This window comes from Massilia hydrophila, from assembly GCF_020208145.1.
GTDB classification, from domain to species: domain Bacteria; phylum Pseudomonadota; class Gammaproteobacteria; order Burkholderiales; family Burkholderiaceae_D; genus Telluria; species Telluria hydrophila.
Window position 1 is genome coordinate 81,137 of record NZ_JAHYBX010000012.1, and the last position, 14,220, is coordinate 95,356.

Annotated in this window: 15 protein-coding genes and 1 tRNA gene; 12 read left to right on the plus strand and 4 right to left on the minus strand. The window is 67.0% G+C overall.

What is annotated here, in order from left to right; translation table 11 throughout:
- Positions 1-78: 78 nt before the first annotated feature.
- Entirely contained in the window at positions 79-1,314 is a 1,236-nt protein-coding gene (locus LE190_RS20205; protein ID WP_225240439.1) for a serine hydrolase domain-containing protein, read from the plus strand.
- Positions 1,315-1,452: 138 nt separating this feature from the next.
- Positions 1,453-2,160: a hypothetical protein gene (locus LE190_RS20210; protein WP_225240396.1), complete on the plus strand. Its 708-nt coding sequence runs from the start codon at positions 1,453-1,455 to the stop codon at positions 2,158-2,160.
- 54 nt (positions 2,161-2,214) lie between these two features.
- Here the strand turns inward: LE190_RS20210 and LE190_RS21855 are convergent, their stop codons facing one another.
- Entirely contained in the window at positions 2,215-3,843 is a 1,629-nt protein-coding gene (locus LE190_RS21855) for a methyl-accepting chemotaxis protein (protein ID WP_267875347.1), read from the minus strand.
- Between the two features lie 191 nt (positions 3,844-4,034).
- A complete protein-coding gene (locus LE190_RS20225) occupies positions 4,035-4,688 on the minus strand; it encodes a choice-of-anchor J family PEP-CTERM protein (RefSeq protein WP_225240397.1) in 654 nt (217 codons plus the stop codon).
- Positions 4,689-4,898: 210 nt separating this feature from the next.
- Here LE190_RS20225 and LE190_RS20230 point away from each other — a divergent pair, with 210 nt between their 5' ends.
- The 9 genes from LE190_RS20230 (at position 4,899) to LE190_RS20270 (ending at position 12,357) form a co-directional block, all read left to right on the plus strand.
- Positions 4,899-5,444 (plus strand): DUF2058 domain-containing protein, encoded by a 546-nt coding sequence (locus tag LE190_RS20230; protein WP_225240398.1) that lies wholly within the window; start codon positions 4,899-4,901, stop codon positions 5,442-5,444.
- A gap of 120 nt (positions 5,445-5,564) precedes the next feature.
- The gene (locus LE190_RS20235; protein ID WP_225240399.1) at positions 5,565-6,527 is read left to right on the plus strand and encodes a MerR family transcriptional regulator; all 963 of its coding nucleotides are present in this window, start codon (positions 5,565-5,567) and stop codon (positions 6,525-6,527) included.
- A 118-nt stretch (positions 6,528-6,645) separates the two neighbouring features.
- Positions 6,646-6,855 (plus strand): hypervirulence associated TUDOR domain-containing protein, encoded by a 210-nt coding sequence (locus LE190_RS20240; RefSeq protein WP_225240400.1) that lies wholly within the window; start codon positions 6,646-6,648, stop codon positions 6,853-6,855.
- Between the two features lie 226 nt (positions 6,856-7,081).
- Positions 7,082-8,188 (plus strand): toxic anion resistance protein, encoded by a 1,107-nt coding sequence (locus tag LE190_RS20245; RefSeq protein ID WP_225240401.1) that lies wholly within the window; start codon positions 7,082-7,084, stop codon positions 8,186-8,188.
- A gap of 44 nt (positions 8,189-8,232) precedes the next feature.
- Complete coding sequence (locus tag LE190_RS20250) at positions 8,233-8,820, plus strand: TerD family protein (protein WP_225240402.1); 588 nt, start codon at positions 8,233-8,235, stop codon at positions 8,818-8,820.
- 31 nt (positions 8,821-8,851) lie between these two features.
- A complete protein-coding gene (locus tag LE190_RS20255; protein WP_225240403.1) occupies positions 8,852-9,733 on the plus strand; it encodes a hypothetical protein in 882 nt (293 codons plus the stop codon).
- Positions 9,734-9,856: 123 nt separating this feature from the next.
- Positions 9,857-11,464 (plus strand): S10 family peptidase, encoded by a 1,608-nt coding sequence (locus tag LE190_RS20260; RefSeq protein WP_225240404.1) that lies wholly within the window; start codon positions 9,857-9,859, stop codon positions 11,462-11,464.
- Positions 11,461-11,811, plus strand: a complete 351-nt coding sequence (locus tag LE190_RS20265; protein WP_225240405.1) for an EF-hand domain-containing protein — start codon at positions 11,461-11,463, stop codon at positions 11,809-11,811. Before LE190_RS20260 ends, LE190_RS20265 begins: the two co-directional genes overlap by 4 nt.
- 87 nt (positions 11,812-11,898) lie before the next feature.
- On the plus strand, positions 11,899-12,357 hold the full coding sequence (locus tag LE190_RS20270) for an FxsA family protein (protein WP_224946953.1): 459 nt from the start codon (positions 11,899-11,901) through the stop codon (positions 12,355-12,357).
- Positions 12,358-12,434: 77 nt separating this feature from the next.
- Here LE190_RS20270 and LE190_RS20275 read toward each other — a convergent pair.
- Both LE190_RS20275 and LE190_RS20280 read right to left on the minus strand, forming a co-directional pair.
- A tRNA-Phe gene (locus LE190_RS20275) sits at positions 12,435-12,510 on the minus strand.
- Between the two features lie 56 nt (positions 12,511-12,566).
- The gene (locus tag LE190_RS20280) at positions 12,567-13,133 is read right to left on the minus strand and encodes a lipocalin family protein (protein ID WP_225240406.1); all 567 of its coding nucleotides are present in this window, start codon (positions 13,131-13,133) and stop codon (positions 12,567-12,569) included.
- Between the two features lie 167 nt (positions 13,134-13,300).
- Between LE190_RS20280 and epsC the strand changes: the two genes are divergently transcribed.
- Positions 13,301-14,218 (plus strand): serine O-acetyltransferase EpsC, encoded by a 918-nt coding sequence (gene epsC / locus LE190_RS20285; protein ID WP_225240407.1) that lies wholly within the window; start codon positions 13,301-13,303, stop codon positions 14,216-14,218.
- Positions 14,219-14,220: the final 2 nt, after the last annotated feature.

Consider the following 14,220-nt stretch of genomic DNA (forward strand, 5'->3'; position numbering starts at 1 on the left):
CCGTGCTGTAAAGATTGACCCATGGCGGAGCCGTCCTTATGATCAGTGCATACGCCAGCGACGATCTTCCTCTTGCCCATGTCCCGATTCCCGACCCCGCCACGCCGCCGGACAACGCTGCTCACCACATTCTGCCTGGCGCTGCTGGCCGCCGGCTGCGCCCGCCTGCCGGCGGGTAGCACGGCAAGCCTGGATGCGGTGCGGCTGGCGGAGATCGACCGCGCCATCCTTGACGACATCGCCGCCCGCCGCCTTCCTGGCGCCGTGTTCCACCTCGAACGCGCGGGCGCGGTGTACGAACAGGCGTACGGGCGCTTGACGCATGAGGAGGGCGCCGGCGCGGTCGGGCTGGACACGGTATTCGATGTCGCCTCGCTATCGAAGGTGCTGGTGACGGCGCCCGCGGTGCTGATGCTGGCCGAAGAGGGCAAGCTCGACCTGGAAGCGCCGCTGGCGCGCTATTTCCCCGAATGCGCCAACGGCGGCAAGGATGCGATCACCCTGCGCCACCTGCTGACCCATTCGTCCGGCCTGCCGGCGGGCCTGCCGGCCAGCCCGGCCTGGGAAGGCAGGCAGGCCGCCTACCAGCTGGCCTGTACCCAGGCCGTGACGCATGCGCCGGGAAGCCTGTTCCGCTACTCCGACATCAACTACATCCTGCTGGGCCGGCTCGTCGAGCAGGCCTCCGGCCAGCCGCTCGAGCGCTTCGCCCAGGAGCGCATTTTCACGCCGCTCGGCATGCGGGACAGCACTTATCGTCCGCTGGAACGGATGGCGGCCGCGCGCATCGCGCCGACCCAGCGTGGCAGGGAAGGGGGCGATGCGGCCCTGCATGGCGACCTGGCGCCCGGCCAGCTGCTGGCCGGTGTGGTGCACGACCCGACCGTGCGCCGCATGGGGGGCGTGGGCGGCTCGGCCGGCGTGTTCTCGACCGTGCGCGACGTCGCCCGCTTCGGCCGCATGCTGCTCGCGGGCGGTGAACTCGAGGGCAGACGCATATTGAGCCGCGACAGCATCGGCCTGCTCACGCGTGCGCAGTCGCCGCCGGGCCTGGCCTTGCGCGCCATGGGCATGGACATCGATTCGCCCTATGCCCAGCGCCCGCGCGGAACCCTGTACCCGGTCGGCTCCTATGGCCATACCGGCTTCACCGGCTGCATCCTGTGGGTCGACCCGCGCTCGGGCAGTTTCTATGTCTTCCTGTCGAACCGCGTCTATCCGGACGACAAGAGCAACGTGCTGGCGCTGTACACCAGGCTGGGCACGCTGTCGGCGCAGACGGTGGGATCGGGCGCTGCGCCGCCGCCGCGCTAGCACGCGCCACCGATTTTCCGGAAGGCTACCGTGCGCCTTCCTCGAAAACGCCTCTCTACACTCGGAGCCCTAATCAATATCAATATCTTGTTGATATTGTTGAGCATTCAGCCCCGAAGATAAATTGAGGAGATCGACATGAAACTGAACAAGCTACTGAAAGGCCTGCTGGGCGTATCCGTTGCCGCTGCCATGTTCGGCGCCACCACCGTGCATGCACAATCGAACGGTACCACGGGCCAGTCGGGCAGCACCGCAAGCACCAGCACCAGCACCAGCGGCCAGAGCGGCAGCATGAACGACCAGAGCAGCGGCAGCTCGTCGGCTGGCGCCACCGACAGCTGGCAGAAGAAGCAAGACAAGAAGAACAAGAAGCACTCGGACAGCAGCATGAGCGGTTCCAGCCAGAGCGGTTCCAGCGCATCGGGCATGAGCGGCATGAGCGGCACGAGTGGTTCGAGCGGCGCGATGGGCACCGGCAGCTCGGGTGTGGAAGCCGGCCGCACCAGCACCGGCCGCTCGAGCGAGCCGGAAACCCGTAGCTCGACCAGCGGCTCGTCGGGTTCGAGCGGTTCGACCGGCAGCAGCAACTGGGAATCCAGCGGCTCCTCGGGTGCGAGCGGCTCGATGGGCACCGGTACCAGTGGCAGCATGGGTACCGGCACCACCGGCACCACGGGCACCATGGATGCCACCGGCCGTAGCGGCACCACCGGTACCACGGGCACGACTGGCACCACCGGCACCACCGGCACCACGGGCACCACTGGCACCACCGGCACCACGGGCACCACTGGCACCACCGGCACCACCGGCACCACCGGCACCACCGGCCGCGGCTACTGATCCACTTGCGTTCCCCGCTTCATCGAAGCGGTTCCAGCGCGGCCCTGGGCCGAATTACGCGGCCAGGGCCGGCCTGGCCTGCCCGATGCGTTGCGGCAGGCCGGCATCCCTGACCGGCGCGGCCAGGGTGTCGCTGCCGCCGAGTTTGAATTTGCCCACCAGCTGCTGCAGGACCTCGGCCTGTTCGCGCAGCGCTTCGGACGCGGCCGCCGCTTCCTCGACCAGCGCGGCATTTTCCTGTGTTACCTGGTCCATCTGCGCCACCGCCCCGTTGATCTGTTCGATCCCGAGCGTCTGTTCGCCGCTGGCTGCGGCAATCTCCGCCATGATGGCGGACACGCCGGCGATGCCGGCCACGATTTCCTCCATGGTGCTGCCAGCCTGAGACACCAGGCGGCTGCCTTGCTCGACCTTGCCGGCCGAGTCCGCGATCAGTCCCTTGATCTCCTTGGCGGCCGTGGCCGAGCGCTGGGCCAGCGCGCGCACTTCCGACGCCACCACCGCGAAGCCGCGGCCTTGTTCGCCGGCGCGCGCCGCTTCCACCGCGGCATTTAGAGCCAGGATATTGGTCTGGAAGGCGATGCCGTCGATGACGCCGACGATCTCGCCGATCTTTTGCGACGCGCTGCTGATGTCGGACATGGTGCGCACCACGTCGGCCACCGTGTCGCCGCCGCGTGCCGCGCTGTCGGACGCCGCGCGTGCCAGTGCATTGGCCTGCTGCGCGTTGTCCGCGTTCTGGCGCACGGTCGCCGTGATTTCTTCCATCGACGACGCGGTTTCCTCCAGCGAGCTGGCCTGCTGCTCGGTGCGGGCCGACAGTTCCAGGTTGCCGCCCGAGATCTGGTGCGAGGCGGATGCGATGGTGTCGGTGCCGCGCCGCACTTCGCCCACGATGTCGCGCAGGCTGTCGCGCATCTCGCGCAGGGCGCCGATCAGCTGCCCGGTTTCGTTGCGCGCGTCCACCTCGATCCTACCGCCGAGGTCGCCGCGCGCCACGGTCTGCGCGATGCCGAGCGCGCGCTGCAGCGGCGCGGCGATGGCGCGCGTGATCAGCCAGGCGGAGGCCAGGCCGGCGAGGACCGCAGCGGCGCTCAGCGCCAGCTGCAGCCGGCGGCTGAAGACGACATAGGCATCGATCTCTTCGCCCTGGGCAGCCACGGCGCGCTGCTGGTAGGCGACCATGGCTTCCAGGCTGCCGACATAGGCATTTACCCGGGGCATCATCTCGGCCTCGAAGAAGCGCGCCGCCGATTCCCGTTCCCCTTCCTTTTTCTGGCGGAAAGCTTCGGCGCGCGCCTTGCGGTAGGCTTCGCGGCTGGCCACGATCTGCGCGAACAGGCGCTGCCCTTCGGGGTCGCTGGCCACCGCTTCCTGCACCTGGCGCTGCAGTTCATCGGCGCGCTTCGAGGATTTGGCGACGGCGTCCAGGAAGAATTTTTCGGCGTCGGGGTCGCTGAGCTTGGCCACCGCGATCGTGCGCGCCGCGTTGACCTCGATAACCGATTTCCATTCCTGCAGCAGGTTGGATCGGCGGATGCCGTCGCGGGTAAGCGCGTGCGTCATTTCATTGACGCTGTGCATGGTGGAGAGGGTGATACCAGTCAGGACCAGCATCAGTACCAGCACGGTGCCGAAGCCGAGTGTCAACAGGCTGCGGAGTTTCATGTGTTCAAGCTTCATGGGCATACTCGTCAATAAGAAAAAGTGGCGATGCGCCTTGCCGTATGTGACCGGCAGGCAGATTCATACTGACGAGTATGGTGTTTCCCTACGGCATGTCCATACTTTGGCGCTTTATGCGTGATAAATACAACGGTATGTTAATTCCCGTTCAATGAAACTCCCGCTTCAGGTAAGGATGTATGCACGATTCAGTGCCGGCGGCGTGCCAGCGGCAGGCCGGCCAGGCCAAGTCCCATGATCAGCAGGGAGGCGGGTTCAGGGATGGCACCCGCGTCCGGTATCTCGATCCGCAGCGTATCGAGGGCAACAATGTTGGCGGTATCGTAGGGACCGAAGTGGCGAAATCCCAGCCGGGCCGTGGCGCCCGGGCCCTGCGCGCCGAGGGTGATGGTGAACGCGGTCCAGTCGTCGGTCGGCACGACGATCGTCTGGACCAGGATGAAATCCTCGGGCTCGGTGCCGCTGCCATTGGTGAAGCCAAAGCTGAGCAGGTCGAAGAAATCTTCGAACTGCTCGCCACGCAGGTAGAAGGTCGCGCTTGCGCCATGCGCAACCGAGAATGCCGGCGTGAACAGGCGGTCGTCCACGAAACTGCCTTCCGGGACGAGCTCGAAGGACGAGGCGATATACGCATCGGAAGGGGGAGTGTGGGCTTCGAAGATCGCGGCCAGGCCCTGGGTCCATCCCGACGATGCCGTGCTCGGGATGCTGCGGGTCTGGAACAGCCAGCCCTGGCCGGCCAGCGCCTCGACCTTGTCGAAATTTTCCTCGACCACGACCGCCGCCTGCGCCGTCGATGTTGCCGCTGCAAACGCCAGGGCCAGTATCAGCTTCTTCATCATGCGGTGCCTCCTTGTTGCAATTCATTGGATAAGCAGCAATCAGCAGGAACTGTGCCATGCTTGCAAGGCGTTGATTTAACAAGTAAAGCGGGTGCAGGAAAAGTGGTGGCGGCGCGCCATGTAAAGGATCCTGACAGGGGAACGGTTTGCTATGCTAGCGGCTTCGCGCCGGCCGGCGCCGTGCCGGCCAGCCTTTGCAAGGAGTACGAGATGGTGTCGCTGCAGGAGCAGTTGCTGAAAGCCGGCCTGGTGGACAAGAAAAAGGTCCAGAAGGTCAACCAGGACAAGAGCAAGCAGAAGAAGATCGAGCGCCGCACAGGCGCCGAATCGGTCAACGAATCGCGCGAGGCCGCGCTGGAAATGCAGCGCCAGAATGCCGAGCGGGCACGCGAACTGAATGCGCAGCGCGACGCCGCCGCCGCCCAGAAGGCGGTCAGGGCGCAGATCGCCCAGCTGGTGCAGCAGAACCGCCAGCCGCGCGCGAAGAGCGGCAAGGGCGATATTGCCTACAACTTCACCCATGGCAGCAAGATCGAGCGCATCTATGTATCCGAACAGGTGCAGCAGCACCTGGTGGCGGGCCGGCTGGTGATCGTATTCCTGAACGGGAACTACGAACTGGTGCCCAAGGTCATCGGCGAAAAGATTGCCGAGCGCGACCCCGCCAGCGTCATCCAGGTCAAGCAGGCCACGACGCAAGTCGATGCCGACGATCCTTATGCCGACTTCAAGATTCCGGACGACTTCACCTGGTGATGACGTATCAGGTTTGAACAGCGATCTTTGACGATTTTGAGTTAAACTCATTCTGTCCCGTTAATGTAATGGGTAAATCTTTTAAAGGGCAGTTCAATGTCGGCTCATATCCGTGAAAACATGAGTGAACAACGGGACGCGCAACGCGAGGTGACTTACCGCAGCGGTGTCGCCGCGCGCTTGGCCGGCTTGCCGGTGGAAACCCTGCGCGTCTGGGAACGGCGCTATGCGCTGTCCGACACGCAACGCTCGGCGCATGGCCAGCGGCTCTACACGGCCGAGCAGGTACGGCGTCTGGGACTGCTCAAGCAGCTGGTCGACTTGGGACATCCGATTGGCGTCCTGACCGGCCTGCCGGTGGAGCGCCTGGAAGAGATGATCGCGCCGAACGTGGCGCGCGCGGCCGAGGTCAGCGGTCCGATGCGGGCCTTCGTGGTTGGCGACAGCCTGGCGCGCCGCATCGCCGCCAGCGGGCGCGACGGCCGTGCCCTGCAGGTCAGGGGCCATTGCGCACGGCTCGGCCAGGTCGAGGCCCTCGGCGATGGCGTGGCGCTGGACGTGCTGCTGATCGAATCGTCCGAGCTCGACGAATCCTCCGTGGCCCAGGTCGTGGCGGCGCGCACGCTGCTGCATCCGGCGGCCACAGTGGTCCTGTACCGCTTCTGCGGCAGCGCCACGATCCGTGCGCTGCGCGCGGAAGGCTGCCTGGTGGCGCGCGTGCCGGCCGAGGTCGGCGAACTGGTGCTGCTGTGCCGCTCGTCGCTGGCCGGGCAGGGCCTGCCCGCCGCCGAGGCGCCCGCCGAACCGGTGGCGCCGCGCCGCTTCGACGACCAGGCGCTGTCGGCCATCATCGCGGCCGGCAACCGCCTGTCCTGCGAGTGTCCGCGCCACCTGTCCGAGATCCTCATGATGGTCGGCAGCTTCGAGCGCTACAGCGCCCAGTGCGCCTCGCGCAACCAGGAAGATGCGCGCCTGCACCGCGAACTGGAATTGGCCACGGGCCGCGCGCGCATGGTGCTGGAGTCGGCCATGGAAAGGCTGGCGCTGGCGGAAGGCCTGCCGATGCCGGAGCGGCTCGGCTGAAGCATCCGTGCGGTGGGGCAGGGACGGCTTGTGGTCCAATGCAGGTTCCGGTTCATCGCGTTCCCGGCGCAGTGCATGGCCGGGTCGCCGGACCTCCCCGCACAGGAAAGGACCCAGCATGGCAGACCCGTTCAAACCCGGCGACAAGGTGCAATGGCAGTCGGCGCAGGGAACGGTGCACGGCACCGTCAAGAAGAAACTGACCGCCCCGACCGACATCAAGGAACACCACGTCGCCGCCTCGCCCGAGCATCCCGAATACCTGGTGGTCAGCGACAAGACCGGCGCCGAGGCCGCGCACAAGGCGGAGGCGCTCAGCAAGGCCTGAGCTTGCGGCACGCGCGCGATTGATCAATGACGCCCAAAGGCGCACCATGTTCGCCTGTGCGCGTCGCGGAGGCTGCCCTTGGTTGCGCTATGTTGCGCTATGTTGCGCCAGGTCAGGTGCTTCTCATCAGCTCGATGCCTCGCCATGCGGCGGCCGGCGCTTTCACCCAGCCGGATTGTCCAATGGTAAGCTATTCATGTTTCCACTTCACCCCTGAAGGAATACCATGAAACCGCTGTTCTCCTCCGATGAAGAAGCGAAAGCAGCATCCGCGCTGCCTGTGGCGCCCCTGATCCCCGCCAGCCCGTCGGACCTGCTGCCCGCGGCGCGGCCGGAGGCGAGCGCGACCCCGCAGGTGCGGGTCGATGTCTCGGGCATCGACGACAAGGCGATCGAGGCCCTGGGCAGTGCCACCGGCGCCAGCGTGGCCAAGGTATCGGCCAAGCTGCTCGGCACCGTGCGCGCCTCCGATGCGGATGTGTTCGGCGCGCAGCTGAACGAACTGATCGCCACCGCCAAAGGGCTGGATCCGGCCAAGCTGCGCTCGGGTGGACTGGTATCGCGCCTGACGAACATGTTCGGCTCGGTCAAGGAAAAAATGCTGTCGCAATACCAGGTGGTCGAATCGCGCATGGACGCCCTGGTGGCCGAGATGACGCGCCACGCCGGTGTCCACCGCGGACGCATCCACGACTTCGATGAGATGTACAAGGGCCTGGAAAGCTATTACCAGGGCCTGGATGCCGACGTGAAGAAGGGCGAAGCCTGGGCCGCGCAGATCCGGCAGGCGATCGCCCAGCAGGCCGCGCCCGTGAACGCCTTCGAGGCCCAGCAGGCAACCGAGCTCAAGCGCCGTCTCGAGCGCCTCGAGAAGCGCATCGACGACCTCAAGCGCGCGATGCTGATGGCCACGCAGATGGTGCCGCAGATCCGCCTGTCGCAAGACAATGCGCGCGCCCTGACCGACACCTTCACCGACATCGTCAACGTGTCGATCCCCGCCTGGCGCAATGTGTTTTCGCTCTACCTGCTGCAGCTGGAAGCCAAGCAGAGCGCGGCGGTCGCGAATGCGGCTTACGACGCCACCGATGCGGCCTTCCGCGCCCAGGCCGACATGCTGCTGGAAAATACCGAGACCGTGGCCCGCACCAGGCAGCGTTCCCTGGTCAGCCTGGAGACCGCCCAGCATGTGCAGGCCCAGCTGGTCAGCGCCTTCGACAAGCTCGAGCAGATCTCGCAGGAAGGCCAGCAGCGCCGCAAGGACGAGCTGCCCAAGCTGCAGGAACTCGAGCGCGAGCTGATCGCGCGCTTTTCCACCACCGCCGCGGCCTGAGGCGGCACCAGTCCGAACATTTTTTCATCATAGAAGGGAAGTCCATGTCGACGACGCTCCACACCGGCCACCGCATCAATCTCGAGAAAACCGCGCCGGGGCTCAAGCGCGTGCGTATCGGTCTCGGCTGGAAGGTCAACGCGGCCGCGGGCCATGCCTTCGACCTCGACTCGTCGGTGTTCCTGTGCCGCAAGGACGCGAACGACCACCCGGTCATGCTCAGCAACGCCCATTTCGTCTACTACAACCACACCACGTCGCCGGATGGCGCGGTGGTGCACTCGGGCGACAACCGCACCGGCGACAAGGATGGCGACGATGAAGTCATCACCGTCGACCTGGCCCGGGTGGACGCGGAAGTGGTCGAGATGCCGATCGTGGTGACCATCCACGAGGCCGATGTGCGCAAGCAGACCTTCGGCAGTGTCACCGACGCCTATGTGAAGGTGTACAACGACGAGACCGGCGAGGTGCTGGCCGAATACGACCTGGACGAGGACTACTCGGACAAGACCGCACTGCAGTTCGGCTCGCTGTACCGCAAGGATGGCGAATGGCGTTTCCAGGCGGTCGGCGCCGGCTTCCGGCTGAACCTGGCCGCCTTCATCCGCAAGCTCGGCGGCACCGTCTGAACCGCGCGGGCGCCGTGCACCCAACTGGCCGATGAGCTCGCCCAAGGCCTTCGATTTCGGCGACGAGCCAGCGCCGCCTGCTCCCCCTGCGCCTGCCACGCCCAGGGCATTCGCGTTCGACGAGACGCAGCAGGCCGGGCCCACCCCGTCACCTGCCGGCCCGCCCACGGCGCTGAGCTTCGACGGGCCTGTCGAGCCGGCGCCGGCCGGCACTGCGCGCAGCCCCGCGGCCAGGCCGCTGTTCGACAGCGAGGACCATCCGGCGGTGCGCGACGCGCTGGCACTGGCCTGGGCCGACTATCCCGCCCTGGCCGCACAGGCGGAGCAGCGCCTGGCCGCCTTGTTCCGGCGCATCCTGCCGGTCCGCCTGTCCCTGGTGACGGAGTGGGGCGAAGATGCCCTGGCCGAACAGGCGGTGCTGCTCCAGCAGGTGGCTGCCCTGGTGCTGCAGTTCGCGCAGATGGCGGTGCCCGCCTTGCTGGACGCCGCGCTGGCGAGCACCAGGGAACCGGCGGGCGTGTTCGGCAGGCTGTTTCGCCGCCCGTCCAGCCCGGCCGACTACAAGCCGGCGCTGGACACCGCCCGTTCGCAGCTGCTGCGCTTCATGGCGGACAGCGAGGCGGCGACCGGCAAGCTGGAGGCATCGGCGCACAGCCTGAGCCTGCATGGCGCCGTGCTTGCCGTCGTCGCCCGGCTGGCCGCCGGCGCCGACGCCGGCCTGCAGGACGCGCTCTTGCAGCGGCGCACCCTGATCCAGCACGCTATCCGCCAGGCCGAGCTGTCGATCCTGCAGATGGCGCAGCTGCGCCAGCAATCGGCCGACCTGGCCGCGCAGGTGTCGTCCTTCCTGACGGTGACCTTGCCCGCGCTCGAACTGGCGCGTACGCAGGACGCCAGGCCTGGCAACAAATAGCGGCCTGGCAGGCGCCTTGGCCGCCAGCGAGCCTGCGGCGCCGCGCCCGCTCCGATGACTGTTGAGTTTTTGATGGGGTGGCGCATAATCGGTCCCAGCCCCGCAGTTTTCGACAGGACGACCATGGCCACTCCAGGTTCCGCGCGCCAGCCGCGCCATGCCGGTACACGCTCCCCGTGGGCGTGCACGCTCCTTTCCACACTCCTTGCCGCGCTCGTGACCGCCTGCGGCGGGGGCGGTGGGGCGCCGCCCCCGGCTCCGGTGGTGCAGCCGCCGATCGTGGCGCTGCCGGGCAGCTATACCGACCCGGTCATCTACTCGGGCGCCCCCACTGCCGCGCTGGCGGGCGCCGTCGAGCGTGCCGCAACGGTCCAGGCGCGCATCACCCTGGACGGTCGCCCGCTCGACTACACGGCCACCACCGGCCACCTGACGGCCATGGACCTGCAGACCGGGCAGCCGGCCGCATCCTTCTTCTACGTCGCCTATACCGCCGGCACCCAGCCGGCCGCGCAGCGTCCCGTGACCTTTTTCTACAACGGCGGTCCCGGCTCGGCTTCGCTCTGGCTGCACCTGGGTTCGTTCGGGCCGAGGAGGCTGGCCACCAGCTTCCCGGCCACGACGCCGCCGGCGGTCGCCGGGCAGCTGGTCGACAACCAGGAAACCCTGCTCGACCACTCCGACCCGGTCTTCGTCGACGCCATCGGCACCGGTTATTCGCAGGCGGTGGCGCCGCGCACCAATGCCCAGTTCTGGGGCGTGGACCAGGACGCCGCCGCTTTCCGCGATTTCGTGCGCCGTTACCTGGCCGTGAACAACCGGCAGGCCTCGCCGCTCTACCTGTTCGGCGAATCGTATGGCGCCCCGCGCACGGCGGTGCTTGCCAACCTGCTGGAAAGCGCCGGGGTGCGCGTGGCCGGCGTCATGCTGCAATCTGCCGCCATGAATTACTTCAGCAACTGCGGCATGTTCAATCCCGGCCAGGCCAGCTGCGAGGGCTATATCCCGAGCTATGCGGCGGTCTCGGCCTATCACCAGACGGGCAGCCTGCCGGACGACTTCAGCTCGGTGCTGCAGCGTGCCCGCGAGTTCGCCGCCGGCGCCTACCGGAACGACGTCGGCGCCTTCCTCGCCAGCGGCACCCCGCCGGCCGAGGCCACCGTGGCGCAACTGGCCGCGTACACCGGACTGGCGGCGCAAACCTGGCGCCAGGATTTCTCGATGGTACCGGGCGCCTACCGTGCGCGCCTGCTGCCGGGCCAGATGATCGGTCGTTATGACGCCCGCGTGCGTGCGCCCAGCGGCAGCGCGCTCACGGTCGATGGCGATCCGTCGCTGACGGTGGTGGGCGGCGCCTTCATCGGCAGCATCCGCAATTACCTGGAAAACGAACTGCGGTACACGGCCAGCACGCCCTACCTGGGCTCCAACAGCGTCCTGAGCCAGTGGAATTTCAGCCACGACGGCAAGGCACTGCCGGACACGATACCGGACCTGGCCGCGGCCCTGACCCTCAATCCCGCCTTGAAAGTGATCGCCATGAGCGGCTATCATGATCTTGCGACACCCTTCTACCAGACCGAGCTCGACCTGGCGCGGCTGGGCCCGGGTGCCGGCATCCAGATCCGCAACTATGACAGCGGGCACATGAGCTACCTCGACGACCGTGTGCGCCGTCTCCAGAAGGCCGACCTGCGTGCCTTCTACAACAGTGTATCGGTGGCACCATGAAGACCATGCATCTCCTGATCCTGCCATTGGCATTCGGCGCGGCCGTGCAGGCGCAGGCCCAGCCGGGCGCCGATGCCCAGCTGCCGCCTTCCCTGCGCAACCGCCCGGCCGCGCCGGCGCCGGCCGCGGGCGCGGCGCTGCGCGCGCAGGCGCTGGCCAAGCTGGAGGCGCAGTTCCGCGCCGCCGACGCCGATGGGAACGGGCGCCTGACGCGCGAAGAAGCCAAGGGCTTCGGCTACGTGGAACGCCATTTCGATGCGATCGACACCCGCCAGCGCGGCACCGTGAGCTTTGCCGAACTGCGGGCTCACCTCGAGCGCGCCCAGGCCGAACGGCCGCCGCCCTGACCCGCGGTGCTAGAATGTGCGGCAGTCTTGCATGCACATTACTGGAGTTTACAAATCCTAGGCTTTCTCATCAGGACAGCGATCCGCATGCCGAGGCGGACGATCGCTGTCGCATTGCTGGTCCTGGCGGCATTGGCCAGTACCCTGAGCTATACCGGTTTCCTGGTGGTCGGGGTCGTCGCCACGTATCTCGAGGTGGGCCGGGTCACGGCAGGGCTGCTGCTTGCCGCGCTCCTCGCGCGTTTTCCCTGGATCCGCCAGGGCAAGCTGCGCATCGTTGGGGTGCTGCCCCCGCCGGCGCGCCGCCCCTTCATTGCCGGCCTGCTCGTGCTGTGCCTGCTGCATTTTTTGTGGTGGGGCGATTACGTGGCGGCCGGGTTCACCGGCTTCGCCACCGCCTTCCTGCTTGCCTTCCCCTGGCTGCGGCGCGCGATGTTCGACCGCATGCTGTCATCCGTGCGCGCGTTCACCGGCCGGCCTGCTTCCGGCCGCGGCGGCGACGATGGCATGGTGATCGACGGGGAGTTCAGGGAAAAGAAGGATTGAAGCCTGCGGGCATCGCCCTTCAGGTGCCGAGAAACAAAAACGCCAACCTGCATCGGTTGGCGTTTTCGTTTGGATCTTGGTGGCCCGGGGCGGAATCGAACCACCGACACAAGGATTTTCAATCCTCTGCTCTACCAACTGAGCTACCAGGCCAAGGGCTCGCATTCTAGCACAAGACTCAGCTCAGCGGTAGTGCGAATCCGCGCGCGTCATTCCGCCTGCCTGGTCGGCACCAGCCTGTTCATGTCCAGCCCCTTGGCGCGCAGGCGGCCCAGCAGGGCGTCGTAGACAGCCGGATCGACTTTCGGCGTACGCGACAGGATCCAAAGGTATTCGCGCTTCGGTTCGCTGACGGCAGCCAGCTGGTATTCCGGATCGAGGTCGATCACCCAGTAATCGCCCCACACCATGGGCAGCCAGGACAGGATGCCCGGCGCGAAGCGCACTTCCAGCCGTGGCGAGGTGGCGCCGCCGACCTGGCGCGCGATGGCGTCCGAGGCGTCGGTGCTGCCGTCGGCGCGCCGGCAGCGGTTGAGGACGTCGACACGGCCATCCTCGCGCAGGCTATAAGTGGCGGTGGTGAAGCCGACGCATTTCTTCTGGAATTCGTTGGGGAACTTGGCGATCTCGTACCAGGTTCCCATGTAGCGCTTGACGTCGAGTGAAGGAATCGTGGCAAGTGGCCCGGCGCCGCCTGCCGCCCCATCCGCGGCCTGGGCAAGAGGGGCGGATACGAGCAGCAGGGGCAGCAGCAATGCAGGCAGGGTGGTTTTCATGCGTGCTCCTGGAAATGGTTGAGCACAGATGGTAGCCCGCCCGGCGGTAGACCGACGCACACAAGCCGGGTCACCAGCGGCGGCCACAACGCTGAACGATCATGTGCCTGGTTCGAAGTGTGATCTGCATCGTTTGCCATCCGTGCCGGATCGGCTAGGCTCGGCCCATGAACAGCGACTTTCCCACCGCATCCGGCTCCGTGCAATGGCAGCTGGGCCCCATCATCGACGCGCTGCGCACCTCGCGCGAATCGACCCACAACATCCGTCACCAGGGACGGGTGCGCGAACTGCCTTCGCGCGACGTCCTGACCGGGGTGGTCAACGGCGTCTCGGCGGCGCTGTTTCCCACCCACTATGGCCGGCCTGACCTGAACGACGAGAGCATCGACTATTTCGTTGGCGACACGCTCAACGTGACTCTCGACCGCCTGGTCGGCCAGGTACGGCGCGCACTGCGTTTTTCTCCGGAATACGAAGAAGCCGGCGACGCCCAGCTGGCCGAGCGGGCCCAGGCGATCACGCGCGCCTTCGCGGCCAGCCTGCCGGGCATCCGTGCGCTGCTGGTGTCCGACGTACAGGCCGCGCTGGCGGGTGACCCTGCGGCCCGGTCGGTGGCGGAAATCATGCTGTGCTATCCGGGCACCATCGCCATCCTGTACCACCGCCTGGCGCATTGCCTGCAGCGCCTGGGCGTGCCTTTCCTGGCGCGCCTGGCCGCCGACATCGCGCATTCGCTGACCGGCATCGACATCCACCCGGCGGCCAGGATCGGTGCCAGCTTCTTCATCGACCACGGTACCGGCGTGGTGATCGGCGAGACGGCGGTGATCGGCGAGCGGGTGCGCCTGTACCAGGCGGTGACGCTGGGCGCACGCCGCTTCCCGGTAGGCGAGGACGGCAGCCTGGTCAAGGGCGCGCCGCGCCACCCGATCGTCGAGGACGACGTGGTGATCTATGCCGGCGCCACGGTGCTGGGCCGGATCACGGTCGGCGCCGGCTCCACCATCGGCGGCAATGTGTGGCTGACGCACAGCGTCCCGCCGGGCAGCAATGTATCGCAGGCACAATCGCGCAATACCTGAGG

Coding starts and splice junctions, on each gene's coding strand:
- LE190_RS20255 (WP_225240403.1), top strand. CDS start 8,852: ATGAGCTCGCCCAAGGCCTTCGATTTCGGCGACGAGCCAGCGCCGCCT.
- LE190_RS20240 (WP_225240400.1), top strand. CDS start 6,646: ATGGCAGACCCGTTCAAACCCGGCGACAAGGTGCAATGGCAGTCGGCG.
- LE190_RS20205 (WP_225240439.1), top strand. CDS start 79: ATGTCCCGATTCCCGACCCCGCCACGCCGCCGGACAACGCTGCTCACC.
- LE190_RS20250 (WP_225240402.1), top strand. CDS start 8,233: ATGTCGACGACGCTCCACACCGGCCACCGCATCAATCTCGAGAAAACC.
- LE190_RS20265 (WP_225240405.1), top strand. CDS start 11,461: ATGAAGACCATGCATCTCCTGATCCTGCCATTGGCATTCGGCGCGGCC.
- epsC (WP_225240407.1), top strand. CDS start 13,301: ATGAACAGCGACTTTCCCACCGCATCCGGCTCCGTGCAATGGCAGCTG.
- LE190_RS20235 (WP_225240399.1), top strand. CDS start 5,565: ATGAGTGAACAACGGGACGCGCAACGCGAGGTGACTTACCGCAGCGGT.
- LE190_RS20270 (WP_224946953.1), top strand. CDS start 11,899: ATGCCGAGGCGGACGATCGCTGTCGCATTGCTGGTCCTGGCGGCATTG.
- LE190_RS20245 (WP_225240401.1), top strand. CDS start 7,082: ATGAAACCGCTGTTCTCCTCCGATGAAGAAGCGAAAGCAGCATCCGCG.
- LE190_RS20260 (WP_225240404.1), top strand. CDS start 9,857: ATGGCCACTCCAGGTTCCGCGCGCCAGCCGCGCCATGCCGGTACACGC.
- LE190_RS20280 (WP_225240406.1), bottom strand. CDS start 13,133: ATGAAAACCACCCTGCCTGCATTGCTGCTGCCCCTGCTGCTCGTATCC.
- LE190_RS20230 (WP_225240398.1), top strand. CDS start 4,899: ATGGTGTCGCTGCAGGAGCAGTTGCTGAAAGCCGGCCTGGTGGACAAG.
- LE190_RS21855 (WP_267875347.1), bottom strand. CDS start 3,843: ATGAAGCTTGAACACATGAAACTCCGCAGCCTGTTGACACTCGGCTTC.
- LE190_RS20210 (WP_225240396.1), top strand. CDS start 1,453: ATGAAACTGAACAAGCTACTGAAAGGCCTGCTGGGCGTATCCGTTGCC.
- LE190_RS20225 (WP_225240397.1), bottom strand. CDS start 4,688: ATGATGAAGAAGCTGATACTGGCCCTGGCGTTTGCAGCGGCAACATCG.